Source organism: Gracilibacillus pellucidus, from assembly GCF_033949965.1.
Classification (GTDB): Bacteria; Bacillota; Bacilli; order Bacillales; family Amphibacillaceae; genus Gracilibacillus; species Gracilibacillus pellucidus.
In genome coordinates this window covers 74,204-95,849 of sequence record NZ_JAWZSR010000009.1, presented here as the reverse complement: position 1 = coordinate 95,849, position 21,646 = coordinate 74,204, and the positions used below count along the sequence as shown (strand labels likewise).

Genomic DNA, 21,646 nt, shown 5'->3' with positions numbered 1-21,646 from the left:
TATATATCTAATTAGTTCTTTTTAAAAAATGACCTGTCTACACAGGCCACATTTCTTTTGGATTTAATTCGTAAACGCCATCTTGTCGATACATAAATTGTGTCATGACAAATTCGCGTCTGATTGTTGCGTAATCTTCATGATAGCGAAGAATATGCTCGTTAATCTCTTCTTCTTTATATTGCTTACCTTGCTCCAAGCCTCTCACCATGTACTCTAGCAAAATATTTTTCTTTTTTCGTTGGGCTGGAATTGTTTTTAATCTGCCGGTACTGTCAATAAAGTTCTGAATCACTTTTGCTTTTTCTTCTTCACTAACAATTAGCTCATTGTCTAGGTTTATTCCACCTATTTTTGTAATGGCTTCTGCCATTCGTTTCAGTTTTTCTTCATTTAAATAAAAATAAATTGTATTCTTATCTCGTCTTTGTGTTACGACATCGATTTCTTTTAATTTGGCTAAATGGTGGGAGATTGTCGGAGGCTTTAATCCTAGTTTTCCGGCAATCGCTTGACCGTGAAGTGGCCCTGATTTCAACAAATAGATAATCCGAATACGTGTCTTATCACCGATCGTTTTATGAAAATGGACGATTTTACTTAATTGCATCGTTATTCCCCCTATCTAATTTGATTATAATCTAATTAGATGAATACGAAAAGTGTTTCGATAACATTTGCCAAACGTTATGACTTTTCCCTATAATCAAGATAATGAATATAGACAAGGAGAAATCCATTATGACTAAAAAGCAATTATCCGCGGAAGAACAAACAGTGTTACTAAACACGCTAAGTCAGCGCTTCGAACAAAACATGCACCGACACGAAGGACTAGAATGGGCAACTGTTCAAGCTAAACTTGAAGCAAACACAGAAAAACTATGGTCACTCAATGAAATGGAGAAAACAGGCGGTGAACCAGATGTTGTTGATTATGATGCAGAAAATGATGCATATATTTTCTTCGATTGCTCTACTGAAAGTCCTAAAGGCCGCAGAAGTGCTTGTTATGACAGGGAAGCGCTCGAATCGAGAAAAAAGAACAAGCCTGAACATAATGCGATCGATATGGCCAATGATATGGGAATTGACCTATTAACCGAAGAACAATATCGCGCATTACAGGAAATTGAACGTTTTGATCTGAAAACATCAAGCTGGATCCAAACTCCCGCTCCAATCAGAGAACTTGGTGGTGCGCTATTTTGTGATTGTCGTTATGATCACGTATTTACTTATCATAATGGCGCTTCTTCTTACTATGCAGCCAGAGGATTTCGTGGTGCGTTAAGAGTCTAATACAGACAGAGCTTGGGCTTGACACATTTCCATAATAGAGAATTTAGTAGGTAAATATAGAGGACGTGAGGAATGACCAAGTCTTTTCATTTCCCTCTCCTGTTCATACATATTTTAATGAGTCCCAGGTAAAATATTATTACAAACTTTCATAAACTACTTGGAGGTTCACAATGACAATTATAAGACTTGGCTATGTAGCAATGAGCAACTATGTACAAAATGCCTCACCGTCCCAAACGATGACATTTAAACAATTTGATATGATTGCTGATAGAGAAGCAGCCATTCGTAAATTAGAACGAATTTCCATCAATAATTTGCATAACACATTAAGAATTTTGAGACATAATGTAGCTTCAGACGTTTACTTTTACCGTATGACTTCAAGACTTATCCCATTAGCTAACCATGAGGAACTTCAGGATTGGAATTACATGAAACCACTCAAAGAAAAGCTAAAAGAAATCGGAGACTATGTGAAGGAGCATCAAATCCGAGTAGATTTTCATCCAGATCATTTTGTCCTACTAAATTCCACAAAAAAAGAAGTTCTAAAAAATTCTGTCATGACCTTAAAAATGCATTATTTATTATTAAAAGGGATGGGAATAAACCCCGAGCATCGTTGTGTAATGCACGTTGGTGGGAAATATAAAGAAACAGAGAGATCGTTAGAGCGGTTTATTGATAATTGGATGGTCGTTCCTAGTGCTATTCAAAAAATGATCATGCTTGAAAATGACGATACTTCTTTCACATTAGATGATACACTGTTTTTATGTGAAAAATTAAGTGTTCCACTCGTATTTGACTATCATCACCATATTGTTCATCATCAAAACGAAAACTGGGAAGAAAACTGGGAGCGCATCGTAAAAACATGGGCGCACTCACCTCTCCCAATTAAAATGCATATATCCAGTCCTAAAAGCACAGATAAAATTCGACATCATGCTGATTATATTGATTTGGAGATGTTTTTTCGGTTCTTAAAAGAAATAAACGGAACAGTGCCGCAAATAGATTGTATGATTGAAGCCAAACAAAAAGATGCAGCACTCGTAAAACTGATCAAACAGGTACAGGAAAGAGATGATATCCAAATGATTAATGGGTCTTCTTTTCGATTGCTGTAGTTATGGAATTAAAATTCTGTCCCATAAAGGTCCAATCGTAGCTCTACCACTACTTTTAAGAAAATAATGTACAATTATGCAGAATTTCCTTAGTACTTAATAAGGTTGTTTCCCCTATCCCTACATGATGCTCTTTCATAAAAGATTGTACTGCTTGATATCCTACTGCATAACCTGCAAATGGCGAAAGTCCAACAGGTTGATAGCCCTGTTCCTCTGCAATAGTGTCACCAAACATAAAACTACTAACCTCAGCAAATCCTTTTATTTCTAATGAATCTCTTATTATCTCTATTGAATATGCCAAATTCTCTTGATCAAACGAGGTAACCCAAGGCCCTAACAGAGCTTCTCCATACAGTTCTTTTACAAAAGACTCCGCTAATCCTTCTATAATTAAGTAATCTCCAACGGTTACATTTCCATGATCCCAATCAACATAGGAAAAACGGATATTATGATGAAACTCATGCGCAATGACAGCAGGAAGTCTTGGAACATTATACGAATTCGGAAAAATGGATACTTGGATAAATCCTGGAATTCCGCCAAATCCACAATAGCCTTTTTGTAACGTTAGCTTATCCGGATCAGCTATATACATTCCAAATCTCAATTCATCAGCATTTATACTTATGTTATTTTTCTCCATAAAATTAACACAATCACTCAATGTCGTATGTGCCGTTTGAAGAGCTTGAATTTCTTTTAAATTCTTCAATGCTTTTCTTCCCATTTCATCATCTGACAGACTAAGATATCCTAACATTTTTGTTGCCATTAAAACATCATATCCGCCTTGTTTTTTAGCCTTTAAAGGAACATTAATGGTTTGCCACATCTTTTCAAAAGGCTTCATCATTGAATATCGAAAGAAGTCTTCTCGTTCTTCCATGGAATATAACTTCTCATACTGTTCGATTGTATCTTCTATTACTATGTTCATCGCTATCACCCTTACCTTTTTAATACTTACATTTGTTACTTTAAGCTATTACGTAACGTGAGAGTCAATAGGTGATGGCTCGATCATTGTTATCATTTTTTCGGGTTTGGAATAATGTTCTTCAGAAATACTATGTATTGCTACTAACATCCCAAAAGAGATCATTAGAGACAAAAATGAAATCATTATTGCCAAAACGTTTTCGATATCCATAGGCGTCACCTCATCTCTTGACTAAGCATTCAAGAAAGGGAAATCAGTGCGCCACCCCTCATATGAAGTCGATCTATTGATAAGCCTGTCATGTGTTTACTTACTTACCATAATGGAGTTCTCTTCTACTATGCAGCTGAAGGATTACAAGGAGCGTTAAGAGCGTAAAAATAAAAGGGTAATCATCGTTTATGTATAATCATCTTTTATCATTATTAAAAATCAATTTTGTCTGCTATTTTTAGGACTGTTTCTCGATCAGCACCAGCTACTGTATATAATTTGTTGGTTGTTATGATGTGAAGCTCACAAATATCATCTACTTCATGCAAAATAGCCTTTTCTCCTTGTATCGTCAGTTCCTCCATTGATTGATGAGGCAAAAACCAACTTTCCACCTCTTCTGTTATTTCAGAAATCGTAAAATTCTTTTTATAAACTGCTTCCGCTACGAAAATCTCTGGATAACTATGGTAATGAGCCCTTGTATCTTTTACTGTGCTATCCTCTGTGACCGTATAGGAAACACTTTGATTATCATTAAAGTTGGGATTATCCTCTAATATATCCGCAATTTGTTTAGGAATATCTAGCTCAGCAACTTCTTGTTCGGACGGAATATACGTGATAGATTCATCGGAAATGTTGGAACGTAGCTTTTTTTCCCCAAAACTAATAGTAGATACCGCTGCATTTTTAGCTACTGGCATAGTTGGTTCCATAACGCCAGACCAAACTGCTAGAAAAAGAATACCAAGACTTACTATCAACAAGCTAAAATTCACAGCCACTCTCCATCTCTTCTTTATTTGATGCGGTACATGCTGCTGTTCAACCTTTTGCAGCACCTTTTCATAACTAGCTTCACTGAATTCTATCGATGATAAGCTTTTTTTCAAATTTGGTAAATCTTTCTCCATTCCTGCTCCTCCTCCCCCATTTGCTTCTTTAATCTATCTTTTGCTCTTCGTAAGCGTGTTTTAATCGTATGAGGTGATTTGTTCAATATGTCGCTCATCTCCGCAACAGTTAAATCTTTATAATAGAATAAAATAAGCACTTCTTTATATTTGATAGGCAGCGCCAACACATGCTCCAACAGCTTCTCATTCCAAGCTTTCTTGACAACAAAAGTTTCTGGCGTCCCTTTTTTATCTACTTCTTCTTTATTACCTAATCCGAATGTTATTTTTCGATAGAAAGCACTTTTTAGATAATCTTTCGCTGTGTTAATCGCGATTCTAACTATCCAGGTATGTATATTGGATTGATCATTGAACGTATCTAGATGCTTAAACACCTTCACAAATGTATCCTGTGTTAAATCTTCAGCTATCTTTTCATCGTTTACATAGGAATAAATGATACGTTTAATATCTGATCCATGTTTCTTCATTAAATCTACTAATATACTTTTATTCACTTCATCCACCCATTTCACCCCTTTACTACCAATTAGACGAAATGCAGAAGGAGATAGGTTCAAAATATAAAAAATATCTTACTTGAACACTGAATATTTCGTTTTCTCCATTTCCATCTACCTACCAAGGAGGAAATAGTGTGAATAAATTTTAAAAACGAAAATTACATATTTTTAATCATCTTCTGATAAGTTTCTATTTGTTCATCTAACAATTCACTTTGTTTAATCGTTGATGGAGCAGTGAAACCATCTCTAAATGCATCATTTACTAATTTTCTTCTCATTTTTTCTATACGTTTTAATAATGATACTTCATTGATTTCATTGACATCTTCTCCTACCAATTTTACTCCTCCTTTTATTTTTGTACGTTTAAGCGTACAATCTTGAGTTAAATTATATAGTACGCTTATGAGTACAGTCAATCATTTATACAGAAGTGAGGAAGAAATTTGAAAAAAGTAAACATAGCACTTAATGAACTGCTTCATCAATATAATTTAAGCATAAACCAACTCCATTTATTAACAGGGATTCGCCGGGCAACTTTAAGTGAGCTAGCAAATGGAAAACGCCAAAGAATTCAATTAGAGCATATCGAAAAAATAGCCAATGTTCTTGAAATTGATGATATAAACAAGATAATAACGCTTATAGAAATAGACGATGAGTCTAGTACTTCGTAAATATGGAAACAAACAACATAAAGGAGCAACCAACAATGAACATCACACTAAAAACTTGCACAGTAGAAGACATACATACACTAAGAGAAATCAGCTATGAAACGTTTGATGAATCATTTCGCGAACAAAACACCGCCGAAGCAATGGAAGCGTATTTAGAAGAAGCATTTACATTACAAAAACTTGATCAAGAACTACGCAATCCGTTCTCTCATTTCTTTTTCGCCTATATCGATGGCCAAATCGCTGGTTATTTAAAGCTTAATACTGGTAATGCCCAAACAGAGGATATGGGAGAAGATGCCCTGGAAGTGGAACGTATTTATATAAAAAAGAACTATCAAAAACATGGAATAGGCAACTATTTGATTAATCAAGCTACCAGCATCGCAAAGGAAAAACAAAAAAATAAAATTTGGCTAGGCGTATGGGAGAAAAATGATAATGCGCTTGCCTTTTATAAGAAGATGGGATTCATCCAAACTGGGAGTCATTCCTTTTTTATGGGAGATGAAGAACAGACAGATTTTCTGATGACAAAAGTAATCTAAATCTATGTCAACGAGGTGGACTAAATGGATTATGAACGATTTTACGAAGAAGTTAGCATCGAAAATGGTTGGGATTTTAGCAAGGTAAGAACCTCTACTGAAGGGATTAAATGGGACTTTTATGAAGAAGTCACGAAACGCGCTCGCAAAACAGATATACTGCTAGACATCGGTACAGGTGGTGGCGAAAGGTTATTAGAGGTTGCCGCGTCTCTCCTTTTTTCAGTAGGAATCGACTTGTCAAAAGGAATGGTAGAAACAGCTCGAACTAACTTACATCAGTCCAAGCTTACTAACGTTCGTTTCTCCCAAATGTCTGCTGATACCTTACAATTCCCTGCTGATTTTTTCGATGTGGTCAGTTGTCGTCATGCAACGTTTTTCGCCAATGAAGTTGCACGAGTCGTGAAGAATGGTGGCTACTTCCTCACACAACAGGTTAGCGAAAATGATAAAATAAACCTCAAACAAGCTTTTGGTAGAGGACAAGCATTAAATGAACCAGACGGTTCGCTGAAAAATCGCTATATCGAAGAGCTGACAGAGGTAGGCTTTACGAATGTCCAAGCCTTTGATTATGATGCGGTGGAATACTATCATCGGCCAAGTGACCTTATCTTCTTACTCAAGCATACGCCGATTATTCCGCATTTTGGTGATGAGCCAAAAGACTTTGATATTCTCGAAGATTTTATTGCAGATAATCAGACGGAAAAAGGGATTCAAACCAATTCTAAGAGATTTCTTATTGTTGCAGAAAAATAATTTAATACTTTTTTACTTTTAATGTTATAATATGGTATAAAATGCATAATAGAGGTATACAAATGAAGAAAAATATAACATTAATCATATTTATTAGCCTTTTTGTCATTAGCCTAGGTTTCAATATATATCTTGGTGTCACAAGCTTTATCAAAAGCACTTATACGCCTGACTTGGACGATCGAGATTTATTAGCCGAAATGACAAAAATGGTAATAGACAGTGAGGAGTATCAGGAAATCGCATCGAATGAAACCATATATGCAATTGATACAGGAGTAAGCCGCTTCAACGTGGCAGACCCATCATCGATTTTTCACTATGAGGTGATAGTTAAAACCGACAAACAGTCTTATTCCTTTACTTGTGATGATGAACCGTGCTCTACCCTTTCACATAGCGGATCTTCCTACTCGCGGTATAGTGAAGAAAAAACTTTACTCCCGCTCGACTGAGCGCCAAACAAGGCACCCTTTTACAATAAGTAAAAAGGTGCCTGCTATCCTTTCATAACAATCATGCTTGGCGGGGATGTTGCTAACACTTCGATCATATCATCTGTCGTTATGAATACATAATGTTCTATGTCACTTGCTTGATAGACTCCTTTACTTTCATGAAGGAACCACTTGATATAATCGGAATTTTTCACTTTGAACAGTGTCCATTCACCAAAAAAGCTTGTTCCATATTGTTCTTCTAGCTTCTCTAACGTGTCTAATAATGCACCTGCATAGGCACTTCGGTATGACAAAACGCCATTATTAAACTTCACAACTACTTTCATCTTCTCTATATCATCACTTAACTCTAACACGATCCCTTCTTTATCATCTGAAAAACGATCGCGATACATTTTCAACGGTAGCCCATTTATCGGCACCCATTTTTCCCAGTGTTCCAAAACCATTTCCTCCTACGAGTTCAGTGTTACTTGCTGCACCAATTCTCTAATATCTGTTAATTGCACAATATGTTCTGCTTTATATTCTGATCCAACCTTAATACCAAAGCCTTTTATCCCCAATCCAATTGCCAATTCAACATCTACAGCTGAATCACCAATCATGAAAGAGTTCGCTAAATCAATCGTTGGATACTTTTCCATTGCTTGTTGTATCATACCATCTCGCGGTTTGATACATGCACAACCTTCGTGACGTGCATGAGGGCAATAAAGTGAGACTTCAATCAGTGTCCCACTGATTGCTAGCGAAACTTATCAGGGCATTAGCGTCCGTTTATCCCTCACTTAGCTTCTTTGTTTTAACTCGAACCTTGAAGTGGGGGTTTTACGGACGTTTATACCGTGGCAAAAAACATCGAGTATGTCTACTCCGTGCTTTTTCAATTCCTCTAGCATCTGTTGGTTGATATGTTGATATGTTGATATTCTTCCCATGTAATATATCCTTCATTAATGATGTATTGATTCGTCACAATAATAATCTGATATCCTTCATTTACAACCTTCTGCAACGTATCTATCGCACCATTTATGAAAACAGGGTGCTTTTTGAATGTCCATTCATGATCTGGATAATCTTCTATAATCGTACCGTCTCGATCAAAAAAAGCAATATTCATCCTATCTCCACCCTTTTTTAGCATAGAATAACTCCAGCAATCCATCAGGTACAAGCTTCCGTTTACCCGTCTCGAAATCATGGATAGATGCCCAAGACAACTTAAACATTGTACCATCATCTTCTACTCCTTCAAAAACATCCGTTTTATAGAGTGATTCATCAACAAATTGAGCATCATATATCATCACTATTTCATGACCTGTGTCACCATTGAATGGAAAGATATTTTCAATAAAAACCAGTAATACCTGTGCAGATCATATCATTGTTTAATTTATGTTATAATAGGTAATCTAAAGAAATTTACATAAGTAATGGAGGCAACAAGAGATATGAAGGTAAAATTAGGTATATTTTTAGCATTAATTTCCGCGTTAATCATAACGGGGTGTAGCGATAATGCCAGTAGTGAGGATGTTAAGTCTAACGAAGATCAACAGAATGTGACAGAAAAGGAAGATAGTGAAACTGAAGACAAAGAGGTGTCAACAGAGGTAGAAGATGTTCCTGAATACGAGATTGTGAGTCAAGGTGATACGAATGTGGGTAATGCAATTCGTTTAGAGTATTGGGTAAAACCAGATTTAAGTGTCACAGAAGATGGTATAAAGGCAATAACAAAGGATATAGTAGAGGAAGCAAAGGACTCTAATCCGTTTAATGCAATTGTTCTATTTTTCATTGATGATGAGAGACAAGTAGATAGAGGGTACTCAATGGCTAAAGCAGAGTATTCTCCTAATGGAAACTGGGAAGAAGCTGTAGATGTGGAAACTGGAGACTACTCAAACCATGAATATGTGTATGATATTGGTTCTTTAACTAGTGGTATGTTACCTAGTGACTATGAAGACGGAGAGTATCCAACGGAAGAAGAATTAGATATTTACTTCCGATACTCTGACTTAATGAATGAGACGGACCCAACTGATCTCGATGCAGAAAAAGAGGTTATCTCTAAGGTTGCAGATGAGTTTGGATTAAGTGATGAAGAAGCTGATGATATAATCATGAAAGTAGTAATTAGGTAACAAATAATTAAATCAGGGTACTAGTCGCACGAAAGTGTAGTTACTAGTACTTTTTTTATTTCTTCAATACAGGTTACATCCCCAACTACTTTACTGCTTAATACTAGGCTATGTTAAAGTTTATTGTTGATATTAGGTGAAAAATTATAAGTTCCAATTAGTAATATTGTCTTCTTTCACTAAAGCATCCATTTATTGAAGTACATTTGAAACCAACATTTATCCAAAGTAATTATGAAAACACCAAACAGCAAGAAACATACTAACTATTCCCCAAGCTGTGGTACTCCATATCCACCAAATTATAGATTTGGCTTTTTTTGTTGAACTTGGCTCGCCTTCCATATCTGCTTTTATAATAGCGAGCTTACTTTCCATACCTTTTTTCATAGAAGCGAGAACAACAAATCCGATTATTATGAAACCAATAGTTATCTGGAGTAATACATCCACCTTTTATATCCCCTTTTTTTGTGAATTACTTTACTTTCCTTTCAATCTTCTTTGTTCAATTATCCTACCTCGTTGAATAAGAATCAGTATTTATACAGCAAATTTATTTAACCTAAGCGTATCATAAGTTTCAGCATTTCTGTACTAAATTTCCTCTAATAATCAAATCAGTTATCGTGATTTCATTTCTTTGGTGTTGGACACTTTCTAAGCCTTGAAACCAAGCAAGATAATTGTTTAAATACTTGGTAGCAACACCATTAAAGCATTGTATCCATCCCTTTCTTATTTTTATGTTCAGATATTTCGTGAAGAACAGTTCCAGTCGAAGTTGATACTGTGAGAGCATCAATTAGATATTCTCGTAACCTGTGCTTCTCTACGGGATTTATTGTTAAAGGATATCAGTTGCTCTCACAATTATCAACAACATACTTTAACAGAGCCTAATATTAAAACTCTATATGGTAATCCTAAAAATATCTTCAATATTACTTATCCTCTATAAGTTATCCGCTAAAGATAAAGTGAGACTTCAATCAGCGGGAGTTTTGACTCCCACTGATTGTTAGCGAAACTTATCAGGACGTTAGATCCGTTTATCCTCCACTTAGCTTCTTTGTTTTAACTCGAATCTTGAAGTGGGGTATTACGGACTCCTGCACCGTGATAAAATAGGCTACTATCAGACGTGTCCTGTCGATCAAGCAAATTAATTTTATTTTGTAACAGTTATTGTTACGATGAAATGGAATGTGAATGTAGAAAGGAAATGACGTATGACAAATATAAATATACCAGTTTCTGTTCTTAACCTTGTACCTATTCGCAAGGGGGACGGGGCAAAAGAAGCGATTGACCAAATGGTTGACCTTGCGCAAGCAGTTGATGAAATGGGCTATGAGCGTTATTGGATCGCTGAGCACCACAATACAACAACATTAGTTAGTTCTGCAACAACTATTTTAATGAAACATACATTAGAAAACACGAAAAATATCCGCGTTGGTTCAGGTGGAGTGATGCTACCAAACCATGCACCGTTAACAGTAGCGGAACAACTTGGTACAATGGCAACTATTTATCCTGATCGTCTAGATTTAGGATTAGGTAGAGCTCCTGGTACAGACCAATTAACCGCAAGTGCATTACGCAGATCACAAAATGATTCAACCTTTACTTTTCCAAGTGATGTGCAATCATTATTAACATACTTCGGACCTGAAGAAGACCAAGGATTTGTGAAAGCATTTCCTGGAATAGGCACGAATGTCCCAATTTATATTCTTGGTTCATCAACAGATTCTGCTCATTTAGCGGCAAAACTGGGCTTACCATATGTGTTTGCTTCACACTTCGCACCAAAACATATGGAAGATGCGATCTCGATTTATCGCAGAGAGTTCCAACCATCTGCTTATTTAGATAAACCATATATGATGGTCTGCTTAAATGTTATTGCTGCTGAGACAGATGAAGAAGCAAGAAAAGAAGCAACAACGATGCAACAGTTCTTCTTAAATATTGTAAAAGGAACAAAAAATCCATTAAGCCCACCTGTAGATGATATGGATGAATTGTGGTCTGCCCAAGAAAAACATGTCGCATCATCTATGTCTAGTGTAACACTACTAGGTAGCAAAGCATCTATTCGTGAACAATTAACAGATTTCCAAGAAAAATATCAAGTAGATGAATTAATGGCTGTTTCTTATATTTTCGATCCAGAAAAGCAAAAACGTTCTTACCAAATCTTAAAAGACGTTGTCGACGGGAAATAAGAACTATTATAAAAAGCAAATTCCGATTGGGAATTTGCTTTTTTGTATTTATTTCTTCGATAACGTACTAACTTCCCCATCAGAAGAAATGAGCACCGTACTTACCATATCAACAAACAAACCTGTTTCTACTACTCCAACTAAACCTTTTAACTGGTTGTGTAAGCTCTGAGGATTAGGTATTTCGCCAAAGGAACAATCCAAGATATAGTGCTGATTATCTGTGACAAAAGGTTTGTCCTCTCCACCTCGAATTTTCGGTTTAGCCCCAAGTTCAGCTAGTTTCTTTGCCGTAAGCTCCCAGCCAAAAGGTAATATCTCCACAGGTAATGGAAATCTCCCTAGTGTAGCAACTAATTTTGATTCATCGACCATGATCAACAATTCTTGAGCAGCAGATGCGATAATTTTTTCCCTTACGAGTGAACCACCGCCACCTTTTAACAATTGAAATTGTTGATCGACTTCATCTGCTCCATCAATCATAAGATCGAGCTGTTCTACTTCAGAGAAATCTGTGAGCGGAATACCAAATTTCTTTGCTAAACGCTCTGTATGAATGGACGCTGGAACAACGTGAATCTGGATATTTTCCTTATGAAGGTGCTTAGCAAGTGTCTCGACCATCATATTTACTGTCGATCCCGCTCCCAATCCCACTGTCATGCCGTCTTTCACGTACGCAACAGCTGCTTCGCCAACTTTTTTCTTATTATTTTCTGCTTCTGTTAACATGCCCTACCCCTCCTACTGCGATCGATAATTTAATATTTTTTCATATCCATAAATTCTTTTATACAAAAAACAATCCAAGTACTTAATATGGATAGAATCAACACACTTGGTTTTACATATCCCCCTAAATTTATTAACGCAATGATCGATATCCACAGTATACTGTTTGCTATAACTCTGTTCCACGCTTTACGTCGCCATAAACGTTCTCCGTACATCTCTCGATCCAATTCATTTTTATAACGAACAAACCTCGTTCCAATCGTATCGCCTGTTAGCGCTGTATATAATTCGGGCACAATGAGAAATATTAAAAGTAACATGATGACACTATAACGAAATAACACGTCGCCCGAATAAATTCCCAATAGAAAAATGGTCACAGAGAAAAGCACAAACAGATTCAATTGGATCACATGCATTTTCTTCACATCTTTCATTTCTTCCTGATCGATGTATTCCATTGTATTCTCTCCTCTTTCATACGATATATCTATTATAACAAATGATGAGATATCATTTGGATAATAGAATTCATTCTTCAGAATTTTTTAACATGTGATATATGTAGAATAGTGTATTATAATAGCTATGTGTAATCATTAAAAGGCGGGAAGGAGTGGCGTAGTGGAGACAAAAGAAGTAAACATGATTCTTCAGGCAATTAAAGAAGTATCTGAGAAAGTGGACGAAAACCAACATGCTATCAAACATCTTGATGAGAGAGTTACGAAGCTCGATGAAAAGCTGACAAATCTTAATGAAAAAGTAGACAAAAATCATCAAGAATTATCAGGCAGACTCGACAAATCTGCAGAGAAGTGGGAATTCTTGTACACTAAATACTCGGAACACGATCAAGATATTTATCGCCTAAAGAAAGAGGTATTTTAAACCAACAATAAGTTAACGGAGGAAAACAACTTGCTATACTCACATCCATTAATCGATTAAAGGACATTTCATTCAATCCAAAAATGAAATGCCCTTTATTTTTTTGCCGAAAAGCACTGTCTGATAAGTTGATATGTCCGTCTTTTTGTAACTTTGTGCTCTCTTCTTGCAACTTCCGCTCCCCTTCTTGCAACTTCCGCTCCTCTTCTTGCAACTTCCGCTCCCCTTCTTGCAACTTCTGCTCCTCTTCTTGTAACTTTGTGCTCTCTTCTTGCAACTTCCGCTCCCCTTCTTGCAACTTCCGCTCCCCTTCTTGCAACTTCCGCTCCCCTTCTTGCAACTTCCGCTCTTCTTCTTGCAACTTCTGCTCCCCTCTTGCAACTTCCGCTCCCCTTCTTGCAACTTCTACTCCTCTTCTTGCAACTTCTACTCCTCTTCTTGCAACTTCCGCTCCCCTTCTTGCAACTTCCGCTCCCCTTCTTGCAACTTCCGCTCCCCTTCTTGCAACTTCCGCTCCCCTTCTTGTAACTTCCGCTCTTCTTCTTGCAACTTCCGCTCCCCTTCTTGCAACTTCCGCTCCCCTTCTTGCAACTTCCGCTCCCCTTCTTGCAACTTCCGCTCCCCTTCTTGCAACTTCCGCTCCCCTTCTTGCAACTTCCGCTCCCCTTTTTGCAACTCTTCTCACCTTTCCACGCAAAAACGTTCACCAATCCACAAAAAAGCGCCTGGACTCTATCAAAAAGTCCAAGCGCTCACGTTTTATCTAATTAGATACTCATAATTCCGCCGTTAGATGCGTTTGTTACTAATTTAGAGTATCTTCCTAGCCAACCTTTTTTGATTTTTGGTTCAAATGGTTTTAAGGATTTTCTTCGTTCTGCTAATTCTTCATCCGATACTTTTGCGTTCAATGTACGGTTCGGTAAGTCAATCGAAATGATGTCTCCATTTTCGATTAAGGCAATCGGTCCGCCTTCTGCTGCTTCAGGAGAAATGTGGCCAATTGAGATACCACGAGATGCTCCAGAGAAACGACCATCTGTTAAAAGGGCTACCGTTTTACCTAAGCCGCGTCCCATGATCGCGGATGTTGGTGCTAACATTTCAGGCATTCCTGGTCCACCTTTTGGTCCTTCATAGCGAATGATTACAACATGACCTTCTTTCACGGTACCATCATCGATTGCTTTTTGTGCTTCTTCTTGTGATTCGAAGACAATCGCTTCCCCTTCGAATTCCGTAATGGAAGGATCAACCGCACCTACTTTGATTACCGCTCCTTCAGGGGCAATATTTCCGAATAAAATGGATAGGCCACCAACAGGACTGTACGGATTATCTTTCGTACGGATTACTTGGTCATTCGTAATCTTATAATCTTTGACAAGCTCACCCATTGTTTTCCCTGCGATAGTGGTTCGCTCTGCGTGAATCGCACCCGGGATTTTCGTTAACTCATTGATAATCGAGCTTACTCCACCAGCTTTATTAATATCGTCCATCGAGATATCTGATGCTGGCATGATCTTCGCAAGATACGGAACACGAGCTGCTACTTTATTAATATCTTCAATCTTATAATCAATATCCGCTTCATTAGCAATAGCTAGTGTGTGAAGTACTGTATTTGTGGAACCACCCATGGCCATATCAAGTGCGAATGCATCATCAATCGCTTCTTTTGTAATGATATCGCGAGGTTTTACATCCTCTTCTACCATGCGTACTAAATGACGAGCTGCCTCATAGATCAATTCTTTACGTTTTTCATCTGTCGCAACAATCGAACCATTACCAGGTAACGCCATTCCGAGCATTTCCATTAAACAGTTCATTGAGTTGGCTGTAAACATACCCGAACAAGATCCACATGTCGGACATGCATTATTCTCAATATCTTTCAATTCGCCTTCTGACATTTTACCAGATTTATAGGCTCCAACACCCTCAAATACAGATGATAGTGATAGCTGCTGTCCGTCTGAACTAGTCCCTGCTTCCATCGGTCCACCAGAAACGAAAACAGAAGGTACATTCGTACGAGCCGCTGCCATTAACATACCAGGCGTGATTTTATCACAGTTCGGGATATAAAATACACCGTCAAACCAGTGTGCATTAATTACCGTTTCCGCACTATCTGCAATTAATTCACGACTTGGTAACGAATAACGCATACCAATATGCCCCATTGCGATACCATCATCAACCCCTATTGTATTAAACTCAAATGGAATCCCACCAGCTTCAATAATCGCATCTTTTACTACTTGTGCAAATTCACGTAAGTGCACATGCCCAGGAATAATATCAATGTAGGAATTACATACACCAATAAATGGCTTCCCAAAATCCTTCGCTGTTACTTTTCCTGTAGCATATAGTAAACTACGGTGAGGAGCACGATCTACCCCAATCTTAATCGTATCACTTCTTCTCATTTGAAACACTCCCATACCCTTTATATTTATCACAGACGCTAATTCCCGATAAGTCTCGCACATTCCCTTTCTACCATCAAGAGTCCACGCTTGATTACTAGAAATTTTATGTTATAGAGTATTGTATCTCGCGTGTTGTCTGTTGTCAATAGAATTGTATGACAAGTCTGAAAATAAAGACTATTTATTTTATTTATCGGGCACTTTCCCAGTGATATCAGGCACTTCTCGATCAGACAATCCCCAACTCATTCATCGCATGTAAAATATGTATTCTCATCGCACTTTTTGCACCTTCTGGATTACGGCTTTCCATGAATTCCATAATCATTTTATGATCATTAATCGTATCTTTAATCGCCAGCTCTCGTTTCGTAGATAAAATAACACCTTTGTTAATAGCTTGATAGATGACAGGCATCAGTTTCTCCATAAACTCATTATGTGTCGCCTTCATAATTGATTGATGAAACTGTTGCTCCACCTCTGTTCGGTCTTCGTTATGATTAATTTTGCGTTCGATTTCTTTGCCGTACTCGACAATTCGCTTAATTTCCGCATCACTGGCCCGAAGTGTTGCATAAAACGCTGCTTCCGGTTCAAAAATTAACCGCATTTCATATAAATCACGCGCATTAATTTTCGCATCTGCAAGAAAACTCAAATGCTCGACATTATTAACATCTAAATCCTCTTTAACAAATGTCCCTCTTCCCCGCCGAATTTCCAACACACCATTTGTCACCAATATTCGAATCGCCTCTCGCAATGTGGTTCGACTAATATGAAGCTCTTCTGATAATTCATTTTCATTCGGAAGCTTTTCTCCCGGATTAAACCGTTTTTCGATGGCAATCATCGACATAATATCATCTGCTACACTATCTGATAACCGCTTTTGCATATGTAAAAATCACCTATTTCCCCTCAAAGTCAAGGCAATGCAAATAATCCGCATGCCCACGTGCAAGCTCTACTTCATCAATAGAATTAATCCAAAAATAATGGAAAGTCAAGCCCTCTTCCTCGCCACCCCCAACAGGACGAAAATCCCACTCATCAGGAGTAACCGCTACTTCCATTTCATAAAAAAAGCGATGATGTACTGCACCATCATCCGCATTCCAATCATCCTCCGTGAGAAAACGAACAACCTTGAATGCCTCTAACCCCGTTTCTTCTTTCATCTCACGAACCACAGCTTGAAGAGGTGTCTCCCCCTCTTTCACTGTTCCCTTCGGTATTTGTATACCTGCCGCTGGAATAGAATGCCGAAAAACTAACACTTGCCGCTTCCCATGTCTCCATCTCGTTACATAGCCATACGCCTTATTCAAAATACGACCCCTCACTGAAATGAAACATATTCTTACCATTCTTCTTGACGTTATACATCGCTTGATCCGCCTCTTTCAATGCCTGACGAACATCGGTTGCATTCTCGTCTGTAACCAGCGCAATACCAATACTAACCGAAACCTTTATCGAAAATGGGTAGCTGTTCCATTCTGATAATACTTGGATAATCTTTTTCGCCATTTGCTCTAATGCCAGCTCACCATCAGCGCGCGTCACAATAACAAATTCATCCCCACCGAGTCGTGCCACGAAATCGCCACTCCCGATTTGTGCATGAATCCGACTAGCCGCTTCTCTCAAGACTAGATCACCGACATCATGACCATGTGTATCATTGACAGCTTTAAAATTGTCCAAATCAAGTAGTAGCATCGCCGTTTTTCCTTCGATTTTCGCATAATTTTCATATATATAGCGTCGATTATATTGGTTCGTTAAATCATCCATATTCGCTAATTTATCAAGCTCCAATACATAGGAGAATAAGCGGGAGAATTTCTCAACTATTTTTATATCATCAGCAGAAAAAGCATCTGATTCTTGTGCTAATACACATATCGTACCGAACATTTTACCATCTTTATAGAAGAGCGGAACACCCATATACGAACCGATATCTTCCATAGAGGTGATCGCTAACTTTTTCGTTGCAGGGTGTTCTCGCGTATTATTGATAATCAATGGCTTCTGTTCCCCCATATAGACATACTGACAAATAGAATGTTTCATATCTACTAATTGGTCATCATACGTATGACATTCTTGCCCATCCTCACCTAGCATTTTCACGATAGAAAAATATTCATCTGTTTTACCTAAATAAAGTTTTTTCCCTTTGAATGATTGATTAACCAATTCCAATAGATCCAAAACAATTCTTTGTTCCATGCGATCACCTACTTATCCATTTTCCCTGACTTTATATGATTGTTGTTATTATACTCATTATAGCAAAGGGTTAGCAAGGAAATATAATAATAACATATGTGCAAAAAATAGCATGCTGATATATTCACATTCAGCATGCTAGTAATTATATTCTTTATATTTCAACATTATTATTATTGCGCTAACCCCACAATCGACTGAATAATATAGTGAGATAGCCTAACTCTTGCTTCCCAAGCCGCTACCTTCTCTTCTTCAGTTGATTGATTAATCTGCTGCAGACATAAGCCATTGACATTTACTGTTCCAATTCGTTCTTTTCCCAATGCATTTCTGATAATTAAGGGCCATTCTGCATCCGTCATTTTTGCTTGTGACTGTTGCGCAATTAACTCAATAGCCGCCTTACTTAACCCACAAGAACCAGCTGTTACATCACAATCAAATCCTATCTCGATGGAGAATACTTTATTCGTAATAGATTCTGTTTCCTGCCATGAGACAGGATGCGTTGCGAAAGCTTCCGACGTCCTACCAATCACAACATAATCATATTGAATTAATTCCGTCTGTAGCTTGTCAATTTCCGATGGACTTGTTGAGAACCAGGTTACTAACCGATCCTTGCGACAGCTTTGGAATGTCCACTATCAAATGCTTGAAGGATACCGTTGGAAGATTATTTGATATATAGAATATACCACAAGAAGGATAAGGAGTGTTTTTTTAAATTAACAAAATATTTAATTAATTTAAAAATAACTAAATAGAAGGAGGGGATGCATGATGTCAAAAGCGGTATGTTTACTTTCAGTCATTCACGATCCAAAGGAGAAAATTATAGAAGATTTACGAGAGGTCATACATAAGATTAGTGTGGCTTACATAGATAAATTGGTGTGTATCAGTGACCAAACGACAAAAGAAATAGTCAATCTTTTAGAAGATGCTGATTTTAATGTAAAGATCATTCCGAAACAAGGTGCTGCTAACGCAAGAAGAAGCGTTGTACAGTTCGCTTCGGATCGTGATTATTCTCATTACCATTACTGTGACTTATGGAGATTTGTGGTCGTGCAGGCGGACTGATTTCTTCTAAAACCATTCAAGGGATTATATGAATCAGTAGAAGCAGCTGAAGAGTTTATTAACTAATAGAATACAAATTAATATAGATAATATATTTTTTCTATTTCCTGCCCAGACAAAAATCCATTGTCAATAGAACTTGCTCAATGGATCAAAAAACATGGTAATAAGTTTGTCATTGTGATTGGATTAGAAACATCGAAAGTAAGAAACATAGTAAAACAAGCCAAAAATCCATTTACCAATCTTCTAACTACCAATAAATTAAAATAGTATAATAGTTAATGGATTTTCTAAAACTCATTAACCATCATACTATTTTGTCATGACTAAATTTATAACAATAAACTATTAACTCTTTATAATTTTTTAGAAATAGTTAGAGTTGTGAACAAATATTTACTTACCTATAAATCATTATATTCTTTGACCAAACATCTACATTTCCCTTTGGTCCACGTACCAATACTCTTACTTTAGCTTTTGTAGAATAATTTAATTTTGAGAGTGATAATTTTTTTACTGGCGTTAAATATGAGAAGTATCCAGTTTGTTGACTGATAGAATCTATCATAAAATCATATCCTGTAGAATCTATCCCCCATACATCTACATAATAGTCCATACGTGAACAGTTTGATGATTGAGCTTGAACGTCTATTGAATTTGCTCTGGAGGTATAGGTACTATAATCTGTTGAAACTCTCACTTTACAACTACCAGATACAGTTTGCCAATTTGACCAAGTAGCAGCGCTTGTTTCAAGAGAATTAAAACTGAAAAAAAGCGGTACCAAAAGTAAAAAACTAATAACTACCTTAAAATTTCTTTTCATAAACAATTTACCTTCCTTCTCTTAATTTTCAATTACTAGATTATTATACCAAAAATATGTAATTAATTACAATAGATATATAGATTCTAATGTAAATAAAGTCTATATTTTTTGTAATTTAACCCCCTCTTTTATTTCATAGATTCTCTATAGTCCATTTATATAATATAGTTGTACATGTATGAGATAAGTTACTTTTCTTGTCTCTTGAATCCATATTGTTTGGCATAGCTCTCCATCTTTTATGAATTAGCTTCGAATCTTTTGGTGTATTCTAGCATATGTTTTTCTTTAAGCCTTTCAAGTATGCTATATCATTAGTAACATCTTTTATATTCTTTATCTCAATGTTGTTAGTCTAATGCGAAAAATTTCATTTTTAGAGAAGTTGGTAAATCGATTTTACTTCAAATAATTTCTATATCTCAACTACATTTAACCCGCAATAATTTTATTAGTACCTCTTCAAATACTATTCTCTTTGACTTTTTGAATAGAAGTTCATCAATTTCTCAAGCGAACAAAAATAACCTTATTTACTTTAAATAAACAAGGTTACTTTTTATAAAAATTATGGTTAGTTCGCTTCATCCACAATCATATTATGAACTTTCGCTAATTCTTCTTTCGGCACAATATAGTAATAAGTATTATTGATTCTTTTACCACTTCCTTGAAGCATATATTCATTGGTATTCTTACGAACATTTGCATAGTTAGCAATTAAATTTTGCATATCCTCAAAATCCATATTTGTTTGCATATTTTCGCCTAAAATATCAATGAAGTTATGAAGCTTCGTTACAGAAGCAATATTTGCCCCTTTATCAATGGTTGCTTCTATTACTTGTCTTTGTCTATCCGTTCTACCGAAATCTCCACGAGGATCGTCCTTTCTCATTCTTACATATCCTAGTGTCTCTTTTCCGTTAAGATTTAATTCCCCTTTGGCATAATTCATACCATTCTGCGTAAAGTCTAAATCATTTTGAACAGTAATTCCACCAACTTCATCAATTAATTGGACCATACCCTCCATATTGATTTCCACATAATAGTCAATATCAATATCTAATAGATTTTCTACTGTAGCAATCGACATATCTGGCCCACCAAAGGCATATGCATGATTAATCTTATCCTCTGTTCCTCTACCAACAATAGTAGTACGTGTATCACGAGGAATACTTAAAATTTGCATTTGCTCCTTTTTCGGATTAAGTGTCATTACTAATAGAGAGTCTGATCGTCCACGCTCACCAGGGCGCTGATCATTACCAATTAATAAAATATTTAGTGTTTCTTGATCACTAACCTTTTGTTTCGTAAGATCTCGATCAATTGTTTCAACATCATTGTGCATTTGATCATTAACTGTTTTCTTCGCGCTGTCATAGACCGTATAAGCATAAATAGCAATTCCAATTAGCACGACGAAGATGGCGATTAGTACACCAAGAAGAATTTTAAGCCATAATGGCTTCTTTTTTTTCGATCGTCTCATTTCCGATGACATTTTTTTA

The 21,646-nt window shown here is 36.7% G+C and carries 31 protein-coding genes and 1 pseudogene; 10 read left to right on the top strand and 22 right to left on the bottom strand.

The window, feature by feature from the left end:
* Nucleotides 1-37: 37 nt before the first annotated feature.
* Nucleotides 38-610 (bottom strand): DUF2087 domain-containing protein, encoded by a 573-nt coding sequence (locus tag SH601_RS14375; protein ID WP_319959036.1) that lies wholly within the window; start codon nucleotides 608-610, stop codon nucleotides 38-40.
* A 131-nt stretch (nucleotides 611-741) separates the two neighbouring features.
* Between SH601_RS14375 and SH601_RS14370 the strand changes: the two genes are divergently transcribed.
* On the top strand, nucleotides 742-1,302 hold the full coding sequence (locus SH601_RS14370; RefSeq protein ID WP_319959035.1) for a DUF4256 domain-containing protein: 561 nt from the start codon (nucleotides 742-744) through the stop codon (nucleotides 1,300-1,302).
* 173 nt (nucleotides 1,303-1,475) lie between these two features.
* A complete protein-coding gene (gene uvsE / locus SH601_RS14365) occupies nucleotides 1,476-2,441 on the top strand; it encodes a UV DNA damage repair endonuclease UvsE (protein WP_319959034.1) in 966 nt (321 codons plus the stop codon).
* Nucleotides 2,442-2,496: 55 nt separating this feature from the next.
* Here the strand turns inward: uvsE and SH601_RS14360 are convergent, their stop codons facing one another.
* The 4 genes from SH601_RS14360 to SH601_RS14345 form a co-directional block, all read right to left on the bottom strand.
* Complete coding sequence (locus SH601_RS14360; protein WP_319959033.1) at nucleotides 2,497-3,387, bottom strand: DUF2268 domain-containing putative Zn-dependent protease; 891 nt, start codon at nucleotides 3,385-3,387, stop codon at nucleotides 2,497-2,499.
* A 428-nt stretch (nucleotides 3,388-3,815) separates the two neighbouring features.
* Nucleotides 3,816-4,520, bottom strand: a complete 705-nt coding sequence (locus tag SH601_RS14355; RefSeq protein WP_319959032.1) for a hypothetical protein — start codon at nucleotides 4,518-4,520, stop codon at nucleotides 3,816-3,818.
* A complete protein-coding gene (locus SH601_RS14350; RefSeq protein WP_319959031.1) occupies nucleotides 4,496-5,032 on the bottom strand; it encodes a sigma-70 family RNA polymerase sigma factor in 537 nt (178 codons plus the stop codon). Before SH601_RS14350 ends, SH601_RS14355 begins: the two co-directional genes overlap by 25 nt.
* A gap of 155 nt (nucleotides 5,033-5,187) precedes the next feature.
* The gene (locus SH601_RS14345; RefSeq protein WP_319959030.1) at nucleotides 5,188-5,370 is read right to left on the bottom strand and encodes an aspartyl-phosphate phosphatase Spo0E family protein; all 183 of its coding nucleotides are present in this window, start codon (nucleotides 5,368-5,370) and stop codon (nucleotides 5,188-5,190) included.
* Nucleotides 5,371-5,478: 108 nt separating this feature from the next.
* On the opposite strand from SH601_RS14345, the gene SH601_RS14340 reads away from it, so the two are divergent.
* From SH601_RS14340 to SH601_RS14325, 4 genes are all read left to right on the top strand, one after another.
* On the top strand, nucleotides 5,479-5,712 hold the full coding sequence (locus SH601_RS14340) for a helix-turn-helix domain-containing protein (protein WP_319959029.1): 234 nt from the start codon (nucleotides 5,479-5,481) through the stop codon (nucleotides 5,710-5,712).
* 35 nt (nucleotides 5,713-5,747) lie between these two features.
* Entirely contained in the window at nucleotides 5,748-6,263 is a 516-nt protein-coding gene (gene paiA, locus SH601_RS14335; RefSeq protein ID WP_319959028.1) for a spermidine/spermine N(1)-acetyltransferase, read from the top strand.
* Between the two features lie 24 nt (nucleotides 6,264-6,287).
* Complete coding sequence (locus SH601_RS14330) at nucleotides 6,288-7,028, top strand: class I SAM-dependent methyltransferase (RefSeq protein WP_319959027.1); 741 nt, start codon at nucleotides 6,288-6,290, stop codon at nucleotides 7,026-7,028.
* Nucleotides 7,029-7,090: 62 nt separating this feature from the next.
* The gene (locus tag SH601_RS14325) at nucleotides 7,091-7,483 is read left to right on the top strand and encodes a hypothetical protein (protein WP_319959026.1); all 393 of its coding nucleotides are present in this window, start codon (nucleotides 7,091-7,093) and stop codon (nucleotides 7,481-7,483) included.
* Nucleotides 7,484-7,527: 44 nt separating this feature from the next.
* Here SH601_RS14325 and SH601_RS14320 read toward each other — a convergent pair whose 3' ends face one another.
* From SH601_RS14320 to SH601_RS14305, 4 genes are all read right to left on the bottom strand, one after another.
* Nucleotides 7,528-7,932, bottom strand: a complete 405-nt coding sequence (locus SH601_RS14320) for a hypothetical protein (RefSeq protein ID WP_319959025.1) — start codon at nucleotides 7,930-7,932, stop codon at nucleotides 7,528-7,530.
* 12 nt (nucleotides 7,933-7,944) lie between these two features.
* Nucleotides 7,945-8,169 (bottom strand): HAD hydrolase-like protein, encoded by a 225-nt coding sequence (locus tag SH601_RS14315; RefSeq protein WP_319959095.1) that lies wholly within the window; start codon nucleotides 8,167-8,169, stop codon nucleotides 7,945-7,947.
* Between the two features lie 215 nt (nucleotides 8,170-8,384).
* Nucleotides 8,385-8,615, bottom strand: a complete 231-nt coding sequence (locus SH601_RS14310; protein WP_319959024.1) for a hypothetical protein — start codon at nucleotides 8,613-8,615, stop codon at nucleotides 8,385-8,387.
* 1 nt (nucleotide 8,616) lies between these two features.
* Complete coding sequence (locus SH601_RS14305) at nucleotides 8,617-8,805, bottom strand: NUDIX hydrolase (protein ID WP_319959023.1); 189 nt, start codon at nucleotides 8,803-8,805, stop codon at nucleotides 8,617-8,619.
* Nucleotides 8,806-8,949: 144 nt separating this feature from the next.
* Between SH601_RS14305 and SH601_RS14300 the strand changes: the two genes are divergently transcribed.
* Nucleotides 8,950-9,648 (top strand): hypothetical protein, encoded by a 699-nt coding sequence (locus tag SH601_RS14300; RefSeq protein ID WP_319959022.1) that lies wholly within the window; start codon nucleotides 8,950-8,952, stop codon nucleotides 9,646-9,648.
* Between the two features lie 219 nt (nucleotides 9,649-9,867).
* Here SH601_RS14300 and SH601_RS14295 read toward each other — a convergent pair whose 3' ends face one another.
* Both SH601_RS14295 and SH601_RS14290 read right to left on the bottom strand, forming a co-directional pair.
* Nucleotides 9,868-10,101: a hypothetical protein gene (locus tag SH601_RS14295; RefSeq protein WP_319959021.1), complete on the bottom strand. Its 234-nt coding sequence runs from the start codon at nucleotides 10,099-10,101 to the stop codon at nucleotides 9,868-9,870.
* 90 nt (nucleotides 10,102-10,191) lie between these two features.
* A pseudogene (locus SH601_RS14290) lies at nucleotides 10,192-10,384 on the bottom strand (IS1595 family transposase); the annotation flags it as partial.
* 496 nt (nucleotides 10,385-10,880) lie between these two features.
* On the opposite strand from SH601_RS14290, the gene SH601_RS14285 reads away from it, so the two are divergent.
* Nucleotides 10,881-11,882: an LLM class flavin-dependent oxidoreductase gene (locus SH601_RS14285; protein WP_319959020.1), complete on the top strand. Its 1,002-nt coding sequence runs from the start codon at nucleotides 10,881-10,883 to the stop codon at nucleotides 11,880-11,882.
* Nucleotides 11,883-11,930: 48 nt separating this feature from the next.
* Here SH601_RS14285 and rpiA read toward each other — a convergent pair whose 3' ends face one another.
* Nucleotides 11,931-12,617, bottom strand: a complete 687-nt coding sequence (rpiA, locus tag SH601_RS14280; RefSeq protein ID WP_319959019.1) for a ribose-5-phosphate isomerase RpiA — start codon at nucleotides 12,615-12,617, stop codon at nucleotides 11,931-11,933.
* 29 nt (nucleotides 12,618-12,646) lie between these two features.
* Entirely contained in the window at nucleotides 12,647-13,081 is a 435-nt protein-coding gene (locus SH601_RS14275; protein WP_319959018.1) for a hypothetical protein, read from the bottom strand.
* 163 nt (nucleotides 13,082-13,244) lie between these two features.
* On the opposite strand from SH601_RS14275, the gene SH601_RS14270 reads away from it, so the two are divergent.
* A complete protein-coding gene (locus SH601_RS14270; RefSeq protein WP_319959017.1) occupies nucleotides 13,245-13,511 on the top strand; it encodes a hypothetical protein in 267 nt (88 codons plus the stop codon).
* Here the strand turns inward: SH601_RS14270 and SH601_RS14265 are convergent.
* From SH601_RS14265 to SH601_RS14235, 7 genes are all read right to left on the bottom strand, one after another.
* Nucleotides 13,456-13,872, bottom strand: coding sequence for a hypothetical protein (locus SH601_RS14265; RefSeq protein WP_319959016.1), 417 nt, complete (start codon nucleotides 13,870-13,872; stop codon nucleotides 13,456-13,458). The genes SH601_RS14270 and SH601_RS14265 overlap by 56 nt on opposite strands.
* Before the next feature lie 65 nt (nucleotides 13,873-13,937).
* Complete coding sequence (locus SH601_RS14260; RefSeq protein WP_319959015.1) at nucleotides 13,938-14,186, bottom strand: hypothetical protein; 249 nt, start codon at nucleotides 14,184-14,186, stop codon at nucleotides 13,938-13,940.
* 92 nt (nucleotides 14,187-14,278) lie between these two features.
* Nucleotides 14,279-15,952 carry a dihydroxy-acid dehydratase gene (ilvD, locus tag SH601_RS14255; RefSeq protein WP_319959014.1) on the bottom strand — a complete coding sequence of 558 codons (1,674 nt, stop codon included), beginning with the start codon at nucleotides 15,950-15,952 and terminating at the stop codon, nucleotides 14,279-14,281.
* A gap of 232 nt (nucleotides 15,953-16,184) precedes the next feature.
* Complete coding sequence (locus SH601_RS14250) at nucleotides 16,185-16,856, bottom strand: FadR/GntR family transcriptional regulator (protein ID WP_319959013.1); 672 nt, start codon at nucleotides 16,854-16,856, stop codon at nucleotides 16,185-16,187.
* Between the two features lie 13 nt (nucleotides 16,857-16,869).
* Entirely contained in the window at nucleotides 16,870-17,289 is a 420-nt protein-coding gene (locus SH601_RS14245) for an NUDIX hydrolase (protein ID WP_319959012.1), read from the bottom strand.
* Nucleotides 17,282-18,199 (bottom strand): sensor domain-containing diguanylate cyclase, encoded by a 918-nt coding sequence (locus tag SH601_RS14240; RefSeq protein ID WP_319959011.1) that lies wholly within the window; start codon nucleotides 18,197-18,199, stop codon nucleotides 17,282-17,284. The genes SH601_RS14245 and SH601_RS14240 overlap by 8 nt, the downstream gene beginning before the upstream one ends.
* A 173-nt stretch (nucleotides 18,200-18,372) precedes the next feature.
* A complete protein-coding gene (locus SH601_RS14235) occupies nucleotides 18,373-18,741 on the bottom strand; it encodes a hypothetical protein (protein WP_319959010.1) in 369 nt (122 codons plus the stop codon).
* Between the two features lie 244 nt (nucleotides 18,742-18,985).
* On the opposite strand from SH601_RS14235, the gene SH601_RS14230 reads away from it, so the two are divergent.
* A complete protein-coding gene (locus tag SH601_RS14230; protein ID WP_319959009.1) occupies nucleotides 18,986-19,288 on the top strand; it encodes a hypothetical protein in 303 nt (100 codons plus the stop codon).
* A gap of 403 nt (nucleotides 19,289-19,691) precedes the next feature.
* Here SH601_RS14230 and SH601_RS14225 read toward each other — a convergent pair whose 3' ends face one another.
* Nucleotides 19,692-20,123 carry a hypothetical protein gene (locus SH601_RS14225; RefSeq protein WP_319959008.1) on the bottom strand — a complete coding sequence of 144 codons (432 nt, stop codon included), beginning with the start codon at nucleotides 20,121-20,123 and terminating at the stop codon, nucleotides 19,692-19,694.
* 577 nt (nucleotides 20,124-20,700) lie between these two features.
* Nucleotides 20,701-21,639: an LCP family glycopolymer transferase gene (locus tag SH601_RS14220; protein ID WP_319959007.1), complete on the bottom strand. Its 939-nt coding sequence runs from the start codon at nucleotides 21,637-21,639 to the stop codon at nucleotides 20,701-20,703.
* Nucleotides 21,640-21,646: the final 7 nt, after the last annotated feature.

What these genes read in the sequence shown, in the direction of transcription:
- SH601_RS14240 (WP_319959011.1), bottom strand. Translation starts at nt 18,199, where the DNA reads ATGGAACAAAGAATTGTTTTGGATCTATTGGAATTGGTTAATCAATCA.
- SH601_RS14355 (WP_319959032.1), bottom strand. Translation starts at nt 4,520, where the DNA reads ATGGAGAAAGATTTACCAAATTTGAAAAAAAGCTTATCATCGATAGAA.
- SH601_RS14360 (WP_319959033.1), bottom strand. Translation starts at nt 3,387, where the DNA reads ATGAACATAGTAATAGAAGATACAATCGAACAGTATGAGAAGTTATAT.
- SH601_RS14220 (WP_319959007.1), bottom strand. Translation starts at nt 21,639, where the DNA reads ATGTCATCGGAAATGAGACGATCGAAAAAAAAGAAGCCATTATGGCTT.
- SH601_RS14285 (WP_319959020.1), top strand. Translation starts at nt 10,881, where the DNA reads ATGACAAATATAAATATACCAGTTTCTGTTCTTAACCTTGTACCTATT.
- uvsE (WP_319959034.1), top strand. Translation starts at nt 1,476, where the DNA reads ATGACAATTATAAGACTTGGCTATGTAGCAATGAGCAACTATGTACAA.
- SH601_RS14375 (WP_319959036.1), bottom strand. Translation starts at nt 610, where the DNA reads ATGCAATTAAGTAAAATCGTCCATTTTCATAAAACGATCGGTGATAAG.
- SH601_RS14225 (WP_319959008.1), bottom strand. Translation starts at nt 20,123, where the DNA reads ATGAAAAGAAATTTTAAGGTAGTTATTAGTTTTTTACTTTTGGTACCG.
- SH601_RS14275 (WP_319959018.1), bottom strand. Translation starts at nt 13,081, where the DNA reads ATGGAATACATCGATCAGGAAGAAATGAAAGATGTGAAGAAAATGCAT.
- ilvD (WP_319959014.1), bottom strand. Translation starts at nt 15,952, where the DNA reads ATGAGAAGAAGTGATACGATTAAGATTGGGGTAGATCGTGCTCCTCAC.
- SH601_RS14230 (WP_319959009.1), top strand. Translation starts at nt 18,986, where the DNA reads ATGTCAAAAGCGGTATGTTTACTTTCAGTCATTCACGATCCAAAGGAG.
- SH601_RS14330 (WP_319959027.1), top strand. Translation starts at nt 6,288, where the DNA reads ATGGATTATGAACGATTTTACGAAGAAGTTAGCATCGAAAATGGTTGG.
- SH601_RS14325 (WP_319959026.1), top strand. Translation starts at nt 7,091, where the DNA reads ATGAAGAAAAATATAACATTAATCATATTTATTAGCCTTTTTGTCATT.
- SH601_RS14370 (WP_319959035.1), top strand. Translation starts at nt 742, where the DNA reads ATGACTAAAAAGCAATTATCCGCGGAAGAACAAACAGTGTTACTAAAC.
- SH601_RS14310 (WP_319959024.1), bottom strand. Translation starts at nt 8,615, where the DNA reads ATGAATATTGCTTTTTTTGATCGAGACGGTACGATTATAGAAGATTAT.
- rpiA (WP_319959019.1), bottom strand. Translation starts at nt 12,617, where the DNA reads ATGTTAACAGAAGCAGAAAATAATAAGAAAAAAGTTGGCGAAGCAGCT.
- SH601_RS14250 (WP_319959013.1), bottom strand. Translation starts at nt 16,856, where the DNA reads ATGCAAAAGCGGTTATCAGATAGTGTAGCAGATGATATTATGTCGATG.
- SH601_RS14300 (WP_319959022.1), top strand. Translation starts at nt 8,950, where the DNA reads ATGAAGGTAAAATTAGGTATATTTTTAGCATTAATTTCCGCGTTAATC.
- paiA (WP_319959028.1), top strand. Translation starts at nt 5,748, where the DNA reads ATGAACATCACACTAAAAACTTGCACAGTAGAAGACATACATACACTA.